Source organism: Brevibacillus halotolerans (genome assembly GCF_026891775.1).
GTDB lineage: Bacteria > Bacillota > Bacilli > Brevibacillales > Brevibacillaceae > Brevibacillus_B > Brevibacillus_B halotolerans.
Genome location: NZ_JAPTNK010000001.1, coordinates 193,726 through 209,990, shown reverse-complemented (window position 1 = coordinate 209,990; position 16,265 = coordinate 193,726). Strand labels below are relative to the sequence as shown.

Annotated in this window: 15 protein-coding genes; 5 read left to right on the top strand and 10 right to left on the bottom strand. The window is 41.6% G+C overall.

Going from position 1 to position 16,265, the window contains the following annotated elements:
• Positions 1–17 precede the first annotated feature (17 nt).
• From dnaI to nrdR, 3 genes are all read right to left on the bottom strand, one after another.
• The gene (gene dnaI / locus O0550_RS01075; RefSeq protein ID WP_003339117.1) at positions 18–959 is read right to left on the bottom strand and encodes a primosomal protein DnaI; all 942 of its coding nucleotides are present in this window, start codon (positions 957–959) and stop codon (positions 18–20) included.
• Positions 960–2,465 (bottom strand): DnaD domain protein, encoded by a 1,506-nt coding sequence (locus O0550_RS01070; protein ID WP_258425466.1) that lies wholly within the window; start codon positions 2,463–2,465, stop codon positions 960–962. It abuts the gene before it with no gap.
• A 100-nt stretch (positions 2,466–2,565) separates the two neighbouring features.
• Positions 2,566–3,054, bottom strand: a complete 489-nt coding sequence (nrdR, locus tag O0550_RS01065) for a transcriptional regulator NrdR (protein ID WP_003335222.1) — start codon at positions 3,052–3,054, stop codon at positions 2,566–2,568.
• A 219-nt stretch (positions 3,055–3,273) separates the two neighbouring features.
• Between nrdR and O0550_RS01060 the strand changes: the two genes are divergently transcribed.
• Positions 3,274–4,407 carry an HD-GYP domain-containing protein gene (locus O0550_RS01060; RefSeq protein WP_003335223.1) on the top strand — a complete coding sequence of 378 codons (1,134 nt, stop codon included), beginning with the start codon at positions 3,274–3,276 and terminating at the stop codon, positions 4,405–4,407.
• A 78-nt stretch (positions 4,408–4,485) separates the two neighbouring features.
• Here O0550_RS01060 and O0550_RS01055 read toward each other — a convergent pair whose 3' ends face one another.
• Both O0550_RS01055 and O0550_RS01050 read right to left on the bottom strand, forming a co-directional pair.
• Complete coding sequence (locus O0550_RS01055) at positions 4,486–6,732, bottom strand: YcdB/YcdC domain-containing protein (protein WP_258425465.1); 2,247 nt, start codon at positions 6,730–6,732, stop codon at positions 4,486–4,488.
• 226 nt (positions 6,733–6,958) lie between these two features.
• Positions 6,959–8,002: a glyceraldehyde-3-phosphate dehydrogenase gene (locus O0550_RS01050; protein WP_003335225.1), complete on the bottom strand. Its 1,044-nt coding sequence runs from the start codon at positions 8,000–8,002 to the stop codon at positions 6,959–6,961.
• Between the two features lie 270 nt (positions 8,003–8,272).
• Between O0550_RS01050 and O0550_RS01045 the strand changes: the two genes are divergently transcribed.
• Together O0550_RS01045 and O0550_RS01040 are read left to right on the top strand one after the other, a co-directional pair.
• Positions 8,273–8,968 carry a helix-turn-helix domain-containing protein gene (locus tag O0550_RS01045; protein WP_258425464.1) on the top strand — a complete coding sequence of 232 codons (696 nt, stop codon included), beginning with the start codon at positions 8,273–8,275 and terminating at the stop codon, positions 8,966–8,968.
• A 3-nt stretch (positions 8,969–8,971) separates the two neighbouring features.
• Positions 8,972–9,163 (top strand): hypothetical protein, encoded by a 192-nt coding sequence (locus O0550_RS01040; protein ID WP_258425463.1) that lies wholly within the window; start codon positions 8,972–8,974, stop codon positions 9,161–9,163.
• 87 nt (positions 9,164–9,250) lie between these two features.
• Here the strand turns inward: O0550_RS01040 and O0550_RS01035 are convergent, their stop codons facing one another.
• Genes O0550_RS01035 through polA form a run of 4 tightly spaced genes read right to left on the bottom strand, consistent with a single transcriptional unit; the run spans position 9,251 to position 13,983 of the window.
• On the bottom strand, positions 9,251–9,826 hold the full coding sequence (locus O0550_RS01035) for a lytic transglycosylase domain-containing protein (RefSeq protein ID WP_003339122.1): 576 nt from the start codon (positions 9,824–9,826) through the stop codon (positions 9,251–9,253).
• Complete coding sequence (gene coaE, locus O0550_RS01030; protein WP_003335228.1) at positions 9,823–10,425, bottom strand: dephospho-CoA kinase; 603 nt, start codon at positions 10,423–10,425, stop codon at positions 9,823–9,825. Before coaE ends, O0550_RS01035 begins: the two co-directional genes overlap by 4 nt.
• A gap of 27 nt (positions 10,426–10,452) precedes the next feature.
• Positions 10,453–11,277: a DNA-formamidopyrimidine glycosylase gene (gene mutM / locus O0550_RS01025; protein WP_096886629.1), complete on the bottom strand. Its 825-nt coding sequence runs from the start codon at positions 11,275–11,277 to the stop codon at positions 10,453–10,455.
• Positions 11,278–11,289: 12 nt separating this feature from the next.
• Positions 11,290–13,983, bottom strand: a complete 2,694-nt coding sequence (polA, locus tag O0550_RS01020) for a DNA polymerase I (RefSeq protein ID WP_258425462.1) — start codon at positions 13,981–13,983, stop codon at positions 11,290–11,292.
• 251 nt (positions 13,984–14,234) lie between these two features.
• Here polA and O0550_RS01015 point away from each other — a divergent pair, with 251 nt between their 5' ends.
• Positions 14,235–15,143: a DMT family transporter gene (locus O0550_RS01015; protein WP_003339125.1), complete on the top strand. Its 909-nt coding sequence runs from the start codon at positions 14,235–14,237 to the stop codon at positions 15,141–15,143.
• Positions 15,130–15,255, top strand: a complete 126-nt coding sequence (locus tag O0550_RS01010) for a hypothetical protein (RefSeq protein ID WP_003339126.1) — start codon at positions 15,130–15,132, stop codon at positions 15,253–15,255. Before O0550_RS01015 ends, O0550_RS01010 begins: the two co-directional genes overlap by 14 nt.
• 48 nt (positions 15,256–15,303) lie before the next feature.
• Here the strand turns inward: O0550_RS01010 and O0550_RS01005 are convergent, their stop codons facing one another.
• Complete coding sequence (locus O0550_RS01005; RefSeq protein WP_003339127.1) at positions 15,304–16,170, bottom strand: YitT family protein; 867 nt, start codon at positions 16,168–16,170, stop codon at positions 15,304–15,306.
• Positions 16,171–16,265 lie beyond the last annotated feature (95 nt).

The following is a 16,265-nucleotide window of genomic DNA, read 5'->3' as shown; positions in this document are numbered from 1 at the left end:
ACATACCTCTATACAGGCTATCTTTTTCGACGATTGATTCCTTCAATCACTACTTCTTCTACATAATGACGAATTCTTTCTAAAATCCGGCGTGCCTTCGTTACTTCGATACGTGAGCCATTACTCATGGCAAAATGCTCTTCCAATTCCTCAAGAGAATAGTTTGAAGCAAATAAAGTTGGCAGATGATTGTTAATTCGCTGATTTAAAATAACTCCAATCACTTCATCCCGAATCCATGGAGTGACATTCTCCGCCCCTAGATCATCTAAGATCAAAACAGGAATCTCCTTTAATAGCTCCAGTTTACCTACATAGGATTGATCGGAGAGGGATTCTTTCAATTCTCGAATGAAATCTGGAACGTATACCATTAAGGAAGAAATGTTATTCTCCGATAGTTCACGTGCGACAGCAGCCATCAGATAGCTCTTGCCAACCCCAAAGCCTCCGTGAACATATAGCCCTCGTGCAGCCTGCTTCTTGTTGTCTCTCATTTCTCGGCAGAAACGCATCGCCAGACGAATCGCTTCTTTATTGGAATCATCCATATCCATATGATGAAAGCTAGCTTGAAGTGTTTCTTCAGACACATAGTAGCTTCGCATCATTTTACGAGTACGCTGTGTTTCTTCATATGATAATTGCTTATCACAGGGGCTTAGTGCGGATACAATATGCTTGTTTTGCACCTGTAGCTTATTCGTATGTCCCTTTACTAAATTAGGACATTCTGACAGTCCGGGGCAATTCTCACAATAATAGTGCTCCTTCACCGATTCATACACTGCCGAAAGGGAGCGAAACAAATCCTCCCTAGTTAATTCAGGATGCTTCTGTAGAAAGGCTTTTAGATAGAGAGACGAGCGCATCATTTTATCCAATTGTTCATCCGGACTTAAAATATGCCGTGGAGTTCGCTTAGCTAACTCCTCCATGAATTGACGCAAAGGTTCCATCTAATGTTCGCCTCCCTTCATCGGCTGTCGTAGTGATTCGTATAATTCTTTAAGCTCTGGATCATCCATAATGGTTTTTTTCACTTGCTTTACGCGTTTTTTTCGATCAGTATCAACTGCCTCTGCTTCCTCACGATCGAGCTGTCGCTGTACAGCAGCAGGCAGCTTATCCTGTAGCAATGCTCGTGAATTACTGCGCCGGCCCCTGTTAGAGGATAATCCACCTTTTTTGGAAGCTGCTAGAGATTGAGCCGTCTGATTCTCCATAGCCTGATTCTTAGCTTCTGCCCGTTCCAAAATAACCCTCACTGCTTCCTCTACGGTAGAAATGGCTTTGGCTTTCCAGCTATCTCGAATCGTTTCCACGTAAGCTTTTGGCAATTCCATTTTCGTTTCACGCATGGCATATAAGAGCAAAGCATTTACTACCTCTGACGGCATTGAATCTGTGAAAACCAAGCTCTCTGCCCGTTCTAAAAACGCACGTGAAATTCTACCTCCCACCGCTTGCTCTAAAATAATCAGCGGTGAAAGCTCTCGACAGATTCGTAGAAAAACCTCCGTTCCAGGAGCTGGTATTTTCCCAGGACCGAGATGCTCCAAATAGGCATCGGCTAAAGAACGGCGTTCACGCGTTAGCTGGTTATTTACATATCGCTCGCGTATTCGTTTACGCAATAGTTCTGTGCTAAGAGTCCCTTGAGAATCATAAAGATTCCAATCCCGCAGCTCTTGGCTTAATAAATAGCTATCCACTTGATAAAAAGCGAGCAACTGATAAAAAAACGGAATGCTTTCCTGCGTTACTACCTTAGAGGCTTGTACATGACTAGGGAGGCTAGCTCGCAAAAAGGATAAATCCAATTGTTTGTCTGGCTCCGCTTCATAATGATTAGCTAGGGAGGCTGTAGGATGTTTTTCTTGCATGTGAGCAAAAAATCGATCCGTTTCCGATCCAGGGCGAATTTCCAGCTCAGAAGCTGACAAATTATGATATACCTCATAGAAGCGCTTGGTTACATCTTCTTCATACGGATACTCCTCCGCCAGATTCCCCCATAGCTGATCAGCATAGGTACGGCGCAACTGCTCGTATTTGACTTTGCCTACTTGATTTAACAGCATAACGGGAAGAATATCTTCCTGAAAAAATTGAGCCGGAGTTAGCGGTGGCAAGACAATATACTCATAAAAAAAGTCATGTTCGCGATTCTCACGACGACGGACCTTTAATAAATCCATCGCTTCTAAACGTTCTCTGGCTTGCAGTAAGCGATCCAACGGCAAGGATGTCATCATCATTAGACTCCGGTGCGTTCCTTCGCTTGCTGCTCCACTCTTTTCATCCACCTCGTGCATTAATAATTGATACAACGAATAGGATGACACCCCCAGCAAGGGCAAATAAAGATGGGTTATGAATCCCATCTCCATCATACTCAGCGGCCTTATGAATCTCACTAAATAGCGATCGTTGGGCGCAAGTTCGTTCCACATGACACGCATCGACCAAAATCCTTCCTTACGTTCATAGTTTCTCTATTATATCATTTCTTCTGTCATGTTACGTAGGAGAGGTTTGGAAGCTTAGAGAAAAAAATGCTTCTTATTCTGATTTATTCACTTTAGGCGGCTGATTCCGCGCTTGTTCTAAAAGCTCTTCCAATTCTCGCATAAATACATTAATATCTTTAAACTGACGATAAACCGAGGCAAAACGAACATAAGCTACCTCATCCACATGGTACAGGCGCTCCATGACCATTTCCCCTACCTCTTTGCTAGGGACCTCAGCCTTCCCTTGACTACGTAGTTCTCGTTCAATTTCATTTACAATATTCTCTAATATCTCCAGTGTCACAGGACGCTTTTCACAAGCACGAATCAACCCACGTAAAATTTTATCGCGGCTGTACTCTTCTCTTGTTCCGTCCTTTTTAATAATTAATAGTGGTGTTTCTTCCACCATTTCAAATGTAGTGAATCTTCTGCCGCAGTCCTCGCACTCTCGACGGCGTCTGATTGATTTGTTGTTATTAAATGGGCGGGAATCCAATACCCTTGTCCCATTAAATTCACAAAATGGGCAACGCATTAGCCATCATCTCCAAAATGATTACTCAGTTAGATCAACATCATTCCAAAAAAGAAAGACTTGATTTTATTCAATAAATTTGCGTGTAAATTATTGAAGTTTTTCTTTAGAGTCCCATATCCAGTAAGGTTAGTCAAGGAAAAACCGAATATCCTATTCCCATTTGTCCATAATTTTTTTAAAATGAGATAGTATCTAACAGCAAGGGAGGGTTCTTGCATGCGCCTAGTCTCATTGCGACATGTTCAACCTGGAATGAATTTGGGAAGGACCGTTTTTACAGATGATGGGAAAGTCCTGCTTGGGGCAGGTATGGAGCTAAGTGAAAGATTGGTAAGTGGTCTACAACGCATGGGAATTGATTCCGTCTACATTGATGACCCACACACATCAGATATTGAGGTAGAGGATGTTATACGTCCAGAGACAAGGCAAGATGCTTTGGAAGTCATACATAAAACCGTGCAACAACTACGGAATACGAATAAAGTTGCTCGTAGGGTCTCTGTCAAAGACATGGGCATGCATTTCCAGCAGGTCTTTCATAAGATTTTAAATGATCTATCTGGAGCAAAGGATATCATGATTCATCTAGCTAACATCTCCTCTCACTCGGGAGCAATGTATCATCACGCCGTTAACGTCGCTGTCATGGCTACAGCCGTTGGGATGTCGCTTGGCTACAACACGACGCAATTACGTGATTTGGGAATCGGGGCACTGTTACACGACATTGGAAAAACAGCGCTACCAAAAGAATTGCTTGAAAAAACCGAGCGTTGGAACGAGGCTGAAATGGAGCAGGCCAAAGAGCATACACGCCTTGGCTTTGATATCATTCGGAAACAACACGATATTTCATTATTATCTGCTCACGTAGCTTTCCAGCATCATGAACGAATGGATGGAAGCGGTTATCCGCAACAGCTACAAGGGGACAAATTCCATGAGTATGCGCAAATCGTAGCTATTTGTGATGTGTATGATTCTCTAACTACCCCAAGACGTTGGAGAAAACGCTATATGCCACAGGATGCGCTTGAATACCTGCTTGGATCAGGCGGCTATTTGTTCCATCATCATTTAGTAGATGCCTTTCGTAAGCATATCGCTGTCTTTCCACTTGGGAGCGGAGTCGTACTCAATAATGGAGAAAGCGGCGTAGTCTGTAAGGTAGATCCAGAATGCTGTCATCGTCCAACGATACGCATTTTGCGAGACGGGCGTGGCAATGACCTGCTTACCCCGTACGAAGTTAATTTGAAATATAATTTAAAACTATTTATTACTCAATTTGAAGACGAAACATTATTTACTTTTATGGAATCTAAGCATATTGCACCGGACTTGTAATCATCTAGTTAATTTCATTTACAACCAGCAAAACTCCCTCTTACAAAATGCTGAGAGGGAGTTTTGCTTTGCCTCGATTTATTCGTGTCTGTATTGCTGATAAAATTGGTTAATCAGCTCTGCCGCTTCTGCACGTGTTACATTTTTATTCGGCTCTACCTTCGTCCCCTTCGGTGCGCTCAGATAACCTAAAGCATGCGCTAGCGTATAAGCAGGTACTTGTTCTGCTGTTACATCTGGATAAGGGGATTGAAAGATATCAGACTTGGATAGTAACGCTCCAAATTGTAATGTCTGCATAAACATTTGTATCGCTTCATAACGTGTAATGGCACGATCAGGCTCAAAGCGGGCTGTAGATGGTATGATTTTTAATTGAGAGGCCTGAGAAATGGCAGCATAATACGGATGATTTGTAGGTACATCTGAGTACGTATAAGGCTTCTCATCATTTTCATCGTCATAGGATCGATAATCGTGACTCAGCTCGTTTGATACGCTAATCATCAATCCTACAAATTGAGCCCTAGATATCTCCTTATCTGGCTCTAACTTTCCATCCTCTAGGAGGAACAGCCCTCTATTTAGCATATTGCCTAGGGCTTCTTCACTTTTGTGTCCCTCAATATCAGTAGCGGATTCAGCATTACTAAATCCCCATGGGTCTAATAATTCACCAGTAGCCGCGTTTACAGATTTCTCATTCCCTACATAACGATAGACAAGCTGTATTGGAATCTCTTGAGAAGACTCCTTTACAGACTCATCTGCCCCTAGCATATAGAAAGGAGCTTTATAATAAGTAAGCATTACTTTTTTCTCTTTTATCTCCTTTTCTATCGCTTCTTTCTTTGATACCTGAATTTTTTCGAAAACATCATTACTTCGCAAAGGGGAGCCATTTTCCCTTTGATAGAGCCAAACATCAGTGACTTCATTAGTAAATTTATTTACTTCTACCTCGATGTCTAGGTCATCAATGGGAGTATCTTTATATAAGTATCCAAATGTAAAAATGTAAGATTGCCCCTTATCACCTCTAATGTAAGGGTCGTCTCCTGTTTTAAGATACAACTGCCCCGTATGATCAGGGTAAAGGCTTTTGATCATTTCTATTGCTACCTTTTCCGCATCTTTCTTATCAATCGCTTTTTTCCCTTTCGTATTTTCCGATGCTTCGTTGTTATGTTTTGAAAAGGCAAGGAATTGGCCCTTGTCATTTATCTTAATTCTTATTTCTTCTTCATTGGATGGAGAGCTTTGATTCGTTGAAATAAATCGAAATGACCAATCCAATGTTTTGATACCTGAAGCGTCAGCACTGGAGCCTGTCCCACCTGATCCATTATAAACCCAGCCTTTAGCTAGCTTTTCAGCCCATTTCTTTGCAATTTGTTCTGCCTGGTCTTTACCGATTTTTTCAGGCGCTTGATTTTTTGTAAATGTAATTTTATCGCCTAATGGGATGATTTTATTGCTAGTTTCCGCTTTGCGACCATTTGGACTGATCGCCTCTCCACTATTTGCATCCAAAAACTTTGCACTATTATTGCCATATATATAAACAGGAGTATACGTTACATCCCCGCTGTTCCTCTTCTTATACCTATCTGATCTCATGTATCGTACCTGTGGATCTAGTAGTCCCTTTAGTGTTTTCTCCGCTTGTTCTAGGGAAATGGCCGCCTTAGGAGAGGGAATTTTTCCGTCATCCCACGTAAGATGATAGGACGTAATTTCACCATCAGCATCAACCTTAATCGTTACTCCATTTTCAAGGAATGGAATTTCGTCAGACATACGAGTATGGACAAATGTATAATGATTGTTATTCGTCAATGGGACAAATTCATTTGCTTTACTCAAAGAATCTTTTTTTGATTTAGCTACCTTTTCAATAAAAGCCCATGCCGTTTTTTCCGCTTCTTTCTCACTAACCGCCTTTTTCACCGTTTTATTGTTGCGTGTATATTTATAGAAATCAATCAATTCTCCTGTTTGAGCATTAACTGATGCATGAATATATTTGTTGCTTTTTTTATCACTTGTCTCCCAGCTTATCGACCAGTATGGAGAGCCTGTTCTCTCGTCATCTATTTCTAATCGGGAATTTCTTAGTTTGTAATCCGCAGGAATGGTAATCCATTGCCGTACACGCTCTTCCACTTCTTTTTGTGTTAATAGCTTATCATAAGCTCCCTTCTTCTCCTGTGCATACAATACAGAAGCGCTTCCTGACATCTCAAATGGAGCTACTAACATACCAGCCGCCAGCACACATCCGCTACCTACAGCTATCCACTTACGCAATGATAACCTGTTCATCTCATTCCTCCTCTTCTTGTACACTGCCTTTCCCATCATATTAATTATAGCAATATTTTACATGAAACTAGATAAACGAATGATATAAAATCCATTACTGGAATGATTATGCAAGATTTTTGGGTTACAAAATAAAAAAGCCGATTTCAGCACTTATGAAATCAGCTTTTTTTATAAATTCAAATAACAATTATTTTTCAGAATTAAAATGCCAAATGAAGCCAATTTATCCGTGTGTACTGCCTGTTAAAATCCGTTTCGATTGATTTACATGCTCTGACACATGCTTTACCAAATCAAGAACACGGCAGGAATATCCCCATTCATTATCGTACCAAGCAATGACCTTTACATGCTTATCACTCATCACCATAGTGGACAGACCATCCACGATTGAGGAATTTTCATTACCATTAAAGTCAGTAGAAACAAGAGGTGCATCCGTATAGCCTAAATAGCCTTTTAAAGCCCCTTCGCTTGCTTCGCGCAGCACCCGATTGACCTCTTGTGCAGTGACATTTTTAGAGATTTGTACAACCAAATCGACCACAGAAACATTTGGAGTAGGTACACGTAAAGCAAAACCATTCAGTTTGCCATTTAATTCTGGCAATACTTTACCTACCGCTCTGGCTGCTCCTGTTGTCGTTGGAATAATCGATTGGCCACAAGCACGCGCGCGGCGTAAATCCTTATGGGGATTATCCAGATTAACCTGATCGTTCGTGTAGGAATGAATCGTAGTCATAAGCCCGGATTGAATCTGAAAAGCTTCATGCAGCACCTTAGCTACAGGCGCAAGACAATTGGTCGTGCAAGAAGCATTCGAAACAACATGGTGATGCTCATGATCGTATTGATCATCATTGACACCCATAACAATGGTCGCGTCCTCTTCTTTACCAGGTGCAGTAATAACTACTTTTTTAGCACCGCTTTTTATATGCTTCTCGGCACCACTACGATCTGTGAACTTCCCAGTCGCTTCCACAACCACTTCAACCCCAAGCTTCCCCCATGGTAGGTTCAAAGGATCGCGATCGGATAGCACCTGTGTGTTTTTTCCATTAATTACAATGCAATTGCCATCTACAGTAACGTCATGGGCTAAGGTCCCATGAACGGAATCATATTTTAATAAATGAGCTAGGGTTTCAGGAGGATAGCTAGCGTTAATAGCCACAACCTCGATGGATGGATCTTGGATCGCTTTGCGAAATACCATGCGCCCAATACGTCCAAACCCATTTATCCCGATTTTAATTGTCATTTTATGTTGACCCTCCCTGAAATAAGTTACTCTAATCACTATTAATAATATATTAAGTATGTCATATTTGACAATGTGTTTTACTTAAAAACAGCAAATTTGGGCAGTTTGCTACATGATCTGCCCAAGCAGTAATAATTAGATTTTCCAAAAAGAATGATGCCCGTGATCAGGCAAAGCAATATCCAGAGATTTGATCAAAAGACCGCTGCTATGTTTTGGTAAGCTTTACATATCAAACAGAAAACTTGGAGGGGAGAAGCTTTCCAGATGAATGAACAAGAACTGGCAATCATTCAATCTCTTCACTGTATAGAGGAACAATTATTTGATGAAATCACTGTTTCCGATTTGGCTCGACAAGCTGGGTATTCAGTCGCTCATTTTCATGCTTTATTTCTTAAACACGTAGGATTTCCCCCCTACGAGTACATAAAAAAACGCCGTTTAGCAAAGGCAGTCTCTCTGCTTTGTTCCTCTACTCTAGGCATTTTAGATATTGCAGTTACACTAGGCTTTGAATCACAGGAATCATTTACTCGCGCCTTCAAAAAGGAATACCTTATGCCACCTGCCATCTATCGCCGCTATATGCAAACACTTTTATTCAAACAGGAGGAGCTTTCTATGAATTCAATCTCTACCGATCTAAAACCCACAGGCTGGATGCTACAAGGTACCAATCCTGGAGCCTATGAGATGGGGGTGGACTCTAATAGCATTCACCACGGTACATGTTCTGGCTATCTTCGTTCGAAACAACCTCATCCAGAAGGATTTGGCACGATGATGCAGATGTTTCAGGCACACAAATACCTAGGTAAGCGCATGCAATTAACAGGATTTATTCAAACAAAGTCAGTGACAGGCTCGGCAGGCTTTTGGATGAGAGTGGATGGAAGTGAGGAAGAGATATTACAGTTTGATAATATGAGCAATCGTCCTATTCAAGGGACCACGGAATGAAATATGTATCGCATCGTATTGGATGTCCCTGCTCATAGTGAAGCGATTGCATTTGGCGCATTCCTACAGGGCGGTGGTCAGATTTGGGTGGATAGTCTTCGTTTTGAGGAAGTAGATGTAAAAACACCAGTAACGCACCTAGAGACCTCTCCTGAATTGCCTGAGGAGCCTATTAATCTACTGTTTGAGGAATAAGAGGATTCGTTTTAGCAAAAAGTTGTTTCGCTAGATTCTTTTTTTCACTAGCTGATAATGTGTAAAAAGCTCCCTGACAGATTACCATCAGGGAGCAAGATTAGGAAAGCTATTTTCGTATACCTCTTTATAACGATCTTCGTAATATAAAACACGTTGGACATAATGACGGGTCTCCCCAAACGGGATATCGGAGATCGTTTCACGAGTCCCTTCCCATTGCTTATTATGCAACCAATTTTTCACATTTCCTTGTCCTGCATTATAAGCAGCCAATGCAAGTACTTCATTCCCTTTAAACATTTGTAACAAATAAGCTAGATACCAGGTACCTAAATTAATGTTAGTTGCGGGATGTTCCAAATCAGCAGGATACAGCATCTCTAGCTTCCCTTGAGACTGTATCCATTCTGCTGTGTTTGGCATCAATTGCATTAAGCCGACTGCTCCTTTTTTCGAAACCAAATCTGGCTTAAATTTAGATTCGGACCGAATGACAGCAAGCACAAGGTATGGATTTACTTCGTATTTCTTACTCACTAACCGAATTTGTTCCTCATATTTGATCGGGTACATTAGTTTCCAAACAAAGGAGGAGTTTAGCAGCAGATAGATGATAATCAAAACGGAAAACAAGAGAATAGCAGAGCGTAGCGTTTTCATGGGATTATCTCCGCAAGCAAGCTAGTTACCAAATCATCCACCTGCTTCTGAGTGTCTGAGCGGCTACCTTGGTTATCGATTACATAATTAGCTAATTTACGCTTTTCTTCAATATTCATTTGGGCTCGCAAACGCTTTTTCGCCTGCTCCTCATCAAATTCATCCCGCTCCATTAACCGTATAAACTGTACGGATTCTGGTACGTAAACAACCACAACTCTGTCTACCATATAGGTAAGCTTGCTTTCATACAATAACGGGATGTCCATAAAGACAAGCCGTTCCCCGCGTTCCTGAGCTAGAGTAGCTTGCAGACGCATTTCCTTGCGTACTTCTGGATGAACGATTTCATTTAAAACCATTCGTTTTTCTCTATCACTAAAGATCATTTCCCCTAGCACTGCACGATTTAAGGCACCTGTCTCATCCAATACACTCGTACCAAAGTACTTGACAATCCCATTGTAGGCCGGTTTGCCCACCTCTACCACTTCTCGGGCAATAAGATCCGCGTCGATAACGGTGACTCCCCGTTCACGCAGCATGGCTGCAACAGTACTTTTTCCGCTCGCAATTCCTCCTGTTAGACCCAAAATCACGCTATCTCCTCCTTCCCGATTAGCGGTCTATTTTTGACAGGATGGGCAAAAGTGCGTTCCGCGTCCTCCTACAACAATTTTCACAATCTCTGTGGAGCAGCTTGGACACAGTTCTCCTTTTTTCCCGTACACCTTTAATACTTGTTGGAACATCCCCATTTCACCTTGTCCATTTACATAGGATTTAATAGAGCTTCCTCCAGCATCAATCGCTTCTTGTAGGGTCTGTACAATACTTGTATGCAAAATCTCTATTTGCTGATTCGTCAATGTATTAGCTACCCGTTCTGGATGTATATTTGCTCGGAAAAGAGCCTCGTCCACATAGATATTCCCCAAGCCCACCATAAATTCCTGATTTAATAGCAAGGGTTTGATTTTAGTGGTCTTACGCTGTAACATGCTGGAGAGCAAGGCAGGTGTAAAGGCTTCGTCTAAAGGCTCTGGTCCCAGCTTTTTAAGTGGCTCCACCTCTTGTTCCTTACCTAATGGAATCACGTCCATCGTTCCAAATTGACGCACATCCCGATAGCGAAGCTCCGTTCCATCCGTGAAATGAAAAATCACATGCGTATGCTTTTCTATCTCTTCAGAGGATTGATAAACTCCATATCTTCCTTCCATACGCAAATGTGAAATTAATACATCCTGATCGAGGATAAATTTAATAAATTTTGCTCGCCGTTCAACAGCATGAATGGTTTGTCCAACCAAAATGGATTTAAATTGTTCCACATCGGCAGGCCGGCGAATAATCCGTGGCAACAATACGCTTACCCGTTCAATCTTCTTGTTCAGCACTAGTGTTCTCAGCGTCCGAACAACGGTTTCTACCTCTGGTAGTTCTGGCATTAGATGTCCCTCCTACTTGGCGTCATACCAGGTTTCCCCATAATTTACATCTACTTTAAGTGGAACGTCCAGTTTAAGTGCGTTCTCCATCACGTTAGCTACCAGCTTTTGCATCGTTTCTAATTCATCCTCTGGAACCTCAAACACCAATTCATCGTGTACCTGAAGAAGCATGCGGCTTTTTAGCTGATTCCTAACGAGGGCCTCTTGCATCTGGATCATCGCTAATTTAATAATATCGGCAGCCGTTCCTTGAATAGGAGTGTTCATAGCAGTACGCTCTGCAAAAGAACGTAGATTAAAGTTTCTACTTGCAATATCTGGTAGATAACGACGGCGGTGCAACAGTGTCGTCACATAGCCATCCTTCTTTGCCTGATGCTTAATCTCTTCCATGTAATTCTGAACACCTGAAAATACATCAAAATAGCGTGCTATAAATTCAGCCGCTTTCTTACGCGGTATATTTAAATTCTGAGATAAACCAAAATCGCTGATTCCGTAGACAATTCCAAAATTAACAGCCTTCGCTTGACGGCGCATATTGGAAGTTACCTCGTCTTCGCTTACTCCGAATACGTCCATCGCTGTGCGTGTATGAATGTCCATATTATTTACGAAGGCGTCAATTAGGTTGGGGTCCTTCGAAATATGCGCTAATATTCTCAGCTCGATCTGCGAGTAATCAGCAGCAAGGATATAGCAGTTGTCATTTGTCGGCACAAATGCTTTCCTGATTTTACGCCCCTCTTCCAAACGGATCGGGATGTTTTGTAGATTCGGCTCCGTGCTGCTAAGCCGTCCAGTAGCAGTTGTGGCTTGGTTAAAGCGTGTATGCACCCTGCCTGTTTTGCCATGAATCTCTTTTAAAAGGCCTTCAATATAAGTAGAACGTAGCTTACCTAATTGACGGTACGTAAGAATATCTATCACGATCGGATATTTTTGCGCCAGCTTCTCTAGCACATCTGCGCTGGTAGAATAGCCTGTCTTCGTTTTCTTCTCAGGCGGAATTCCCATGCGTTCAAACAGAATCTCCCCTAATTGCTTCGGAGAATTTATGTTAAACGTAGTACCTGCCTGCTCATAAATTTTCTCAGTTAACGCCTCTAATTGCTTGTCCAGCTCCTCGCCCATCTGATGAAGCTGCTCCTGATTAATCAGAACACCTATCTCTTCCATATCGGCAAGCACGAGACTAAGTGGCTGCTCAATCTTTGTGTAAAGCTCTGTTAATTGGTTAGCCGTAAGCTCTTCTTTGGCTTGAAGAACACTCTGCCACAAAGCCTGCGCCTTACGCGCTACGTGTTCACTAATGAGCTCCATCGACGGTAGGCTTCGCTTTGCCCCTTTGCCATAGATATCCTCATCAGACGCTACCTTGACAGACGAGAATTTGGCAGTCGCATCCGATAGGGTAGGGTTGCTCTCACTAGCATTAATCAAATAGGATGCAAGGAATAAGTCAAAATCAATTCCCTTTACGTCCATTTCATGCCAGCAAAGTCCAACCGTTTCACGTTTGCCATCAAAGACCCATTTTTGTTTAGAAGCATCCTGTAGCCAATCCGTAAAGGCTGTCCAGCTTTTAGCCGTTTCATAAGGAATGAATAAAGCTTGTTCTTCTGTAGCTAAGCCAAATCCAAGAATTGGCGCATAATGATAGTTCTCTCCATCCATCTCTACCACCAAGCTCATGGGAGATGTCAATAGAGGCTCATAATCGGCCAATTTACCTTCTTCGACAACGGTATAAGTAAAAGGCTTGTCTGGTAACGAAGTGTTCGCTGAAGAGCCTTCAGACGCTTCTACACTACCCTGACCATAGCTATCTGCAATGCTATTACCACCCTTTACCTTAGATAGTAATGATTTAAATTCCATTTTTTTAAAGAACTCAATTAGCTTATCAGGCTCGTATCCTGTGAATTGAGAATCAGCAATACTGATATCCACTGGTATATCACGCATAATGGTTGCAAGCGATTTACTCATTTTTGCTTGCTCCACATTGTTGCGTAGATTTTCCTGTAGCTTTTTGCCAGACACCTGCTCGATATTAGCTAGCACCTCTTCAACGGAACTGAATTGGTGCAATAATTTAAGTGCAGTTTTCTCCCCTACCCCTGGAACACCTGGAATATTGTCGGAGCTATCTCCCATTAACCCTTTCAGGTCAATGATCTGTTCAGGCTTTAAGCCATATTTTTCAAAGATTTCCTCTGTCGAATACAGCTCGATTTCACTAATCCCTTTTCGCGTAATTGCTGTAGATACATACGGGGACACTAATTGCAGCATATCTTTATCCCCGGTGATTACGGTCGTTTTGATCTGTTCTGCTTCAGCTCGTAATGTTAACGTTCCGATGATATCATCAGCTTCATAGCCTTCTAATTCAAATCTTTTTATCGAAAACGCGTCTAATAGCTCGCGAATTAATGGAAATTGCTCGGATAACTCTGAGGGCGTCTTAGCGCGTCCTCCCTTGTACTCTGTATATTCAGAGTGGCGAAATACCACTTTACCTGCATCAAAAGCAACTAGAATATGAGTCGGTTTCATTTCATCTATTACTTTTAGCAGCATGGTCGTAAAACCAAGTACTGCATTCGTGTGAAGTCCTTGTGAGGTGGACAGTAGCGGCAACGCATAAAAGGCACGGTTAGCGATACTATTCCCATCAATCAGCACAAAATGGCTCATGTGCGTCCGACCCCTTTCTGTTAATTCATTACCTTTCATCTTACCACAGGTAGACCTAAAAGAAAAAAGGAAACTGGGCAATCGCTTACCCACGAAGAGTCCGTTTCATATCAGCGTTTCATCACGGTTGTGAGTTGGACTTTCCTCTTGTAAAATAAGGGCAGACTACATATGGTCCGACCAGTGATTCTAGCTGGTTTTTTCATTTTTTCAATAACGATAACTGTTGTGACTGAGAGGATATTACAATCATGGAGAGACCCATCATACCGCCTTATTTTGCCTTATTTTTAGCTGTTTTAGCCATTTCAACATCTGCTATCTTTGTTAAGCTATCATCGGCGCCAGCACCAGTCATAGCCACCTATCGTCTGTTATTTTCCGTTATATTGACCATACCCTTTTTGTTTATTAACAAAGGTACTTGGCGTGAAATCGTTCAATTTAGCAGAAAGCAATGGCTATTAAGTATTCTATCTGGAGGCTTTCTAGCCGCTCATTTCCTGCTCTGGTTTGAATCACTTCATTATACTTCCATTGCAAGCTCTACGGTGCTTGTAACGCTTCAGCCTCTATTTGCCTTTGTCGGCGGCTATTTTCTCTTTAAGGAACGCCTGAGTAAATTAGCCATGGCTGGTGGTATTTTTGCGATCATGGGTAGCTTTGTAATTGGTTGGGGAGATTTTCGTGTAGGAGGAATGGCTCTATACGGAGATTTACTAGCCTTGCTTGCAGCCTTTGTTGTGACGTTATACTGGTTAATTGGACAGTATCTTCGTCGGGGGATATCATCGACAGCCTATAGCTTCGTTGTCTATCTTATCAGTTCTGTCTTTTTGCTTGGACATAGTTTATTTTATGGTCATGCACTGACAGGATATCCGCTCGCGGACTGGGGATGGTTTATCTGTTTAGCTTTCTTCCCTACTTTACTTGGCCATTCTATTTTGAATTGGGTTATTAAATGGCTAAATACTACTACGGTTTCCGTAGGGATTCTTTTTGAACCGATTGGCACCTGCATTCTTGCTTATTTGATTTTTGGGGATATCGTTACGTTGCCACAATGGATGGGCGGCTTCATCATTCTGTTCGGCATTTTCCTTTTTATCCGCTTTAACAGGCCAAAGGAGGAACTGAATCAAAATGAAACGACGTAGTTTTTTTAAAGGAATGGGTGAATATATAGCTAACCTTCCCAGATGGGGAAAAGTAATTTGGACAATCGTGCTTGGTTATATGGTCGCCCGCGTGATTCATTTCTTATGGTAGGAATATTAAAAATCCCTTGCTTTTGACAAGGGATTTTTGTTTTTTCGTCTAATGAATATCTTTTTTGGCAAAATTACCACCAGAAACATCAGAAACATGCTCAATGGCGATGAACGCACTGTCGTCAATCTCGTGTATAATAGCACGGAGCTTAGCCACTTCCAAGCGCGTAACAACACAATAGATCATTTGTGTTTCTTCCTTGCTGTATCCACCGCGTGCGTAGACATAAGTTGTACTACGTCCCAAACGTGCGTTAATTGCCTCAGAAATCTCTTCGTATTCTTTCGAAATAATCGTTACTGATTTAGATTCATTTAAGCCCTCTACGACAATATCAATCAATTTAAAGGCTATATAATAAGTAAAAATCGAATACATAGCAGAATCCCATTCAAAGACAAAGCCAGCCATGATAAAAATAAAGAAATTGATAAACATGATAAGCTGCCCAACAGGAACTCTAGTTTTTCTAGATAGCAGGATCGCAACGATTTCTGTTCCATCTAATGTACCCCCAAAACGGATAACTAGACCTACACCCACCCCAAGAATGACACCACCAAACAAAACGGCGAGCATTTTTTCATTCGTAAATGCGGGTACATGATGGAGCATAGAAGTCGTTAACGACATGATTGCGATTCCGTACAAAGTAGAAATAGCAAAGGTTTTACCGATTTGCTTAAAGCCAACAATCAAAAACGGTAAGTTGAAGAAGAAGAGAAATAATCCCAATGGTAAATTGGTAATGGAGGACATCATAATGGAGATACCAGCAATTCCTCCGTCAATCACTTTATTAGGAACAAGGAACAGCTCCAGTGATACAGCCATCATAATGGCTCCAATGGTAATAAAAATAAACTTTAGTAAAAACGAAGATAGGGTCGTTTTTTTGTGTTGCTTAGCCATATGTTTTCATCGCACTCCCTCTTTCTTGTGGATCGTCTCTAGTAGAAACCTAGTAATAATGATAGAAATATTTATAGTTGATTGCAACTTTTTTC

Coding starts and splice junctions, on each gene's coding strand:
- dnaI (WP_003339117.1), bottom strand. CDS start 959: ATGGAACCTTTGCGTCAATTCATGGAGGAGTTAGCTAAGCGAACTCCA.
- O0550_RS01070 (WP_258425466.1), bottom strand. CDS start 2,465: ATGCGTGTCATGTGGAACGAACTTGCGCCCAACGATCGCTATTTAGTG.
- nrdR (WP_003335222.1), bottom strand. CDS start 3,054: ATGCGTTGCCCATTTTGTGAATTTAATGGGACAAGGGTATTGGATTCC.
- O0550_RS01060 (WP_003335223.1), top strand. CDS start 3,274: ATGCGCCTAGTCTCATTGCGACATGTTCAACCTGGAATGAATTTGGGA.
- O0550_RS01055 (WP_258425465.1), bottom strand. CDS start 6,732: ATGAACAGGTTATCATTGCGTAAGTGGATAGCTGTAGGTAGCGGATGT.
- O0550_RS01050 (WP_003335225.1), bottom strand. CDS start 8,002: ATGACAATTAAAATCGGGATAAATGGGTTTGGACGTATTGGGCGCATG.
- O0550_RS01045 (WP_258425464.1), top strand. CDS start 8,273: ATGAATGAACAAGAACTGGCAATCATTCAATCTCTTCACTGTATAGAG.
- O0550_RS01040 (WP_258425463.1), top strand. CDS start 8,972: ATGTATCGCATCGTATTGGATGTCCCTGCTCATAGTGAAGCGATTGCA.
- O0550_RS01035 (WP_003339122.1), bottom strand. CDS start 9,826: ATGAAAACGCTACGCTCTGCTATTCTCTTGTTTTCCGTTTTGATTATC.
- mutM (WP_096886629.1), bottom strand. CDS start 11,277: ATGCCAGAACTACCAGAGGTAGAAACCGTTGTTCGGACGCTGAGAACA.
- polA (WP_258425462.1), bottom strand. CDS start 13,983: ATGAGCCATTTTGTGCTGATTGATGGGAATAGTATCGCTAACCGTGCC.
- O0550_RS01015 (WP_003339125.1), top strand. CDS start 14,235: ATGGAGAGACCCATCATACCGCCTTATTTTGCCTTATTTTTAGCTGTT.
- O0550_RS01010 (WP_003339126.1), top strand. CDS start 15,130: ATGAAACGACGTAGTTTTTTTAAAGGAATGGGTGAATATATAGCTAAC.
- O0550_RS01005 (WP_003339127.1), bottom strand. CDS start 16,170: ATGGCTAAGCAACACAAAAAAACGACCCTATCTTCGTTTTTACTAAAG.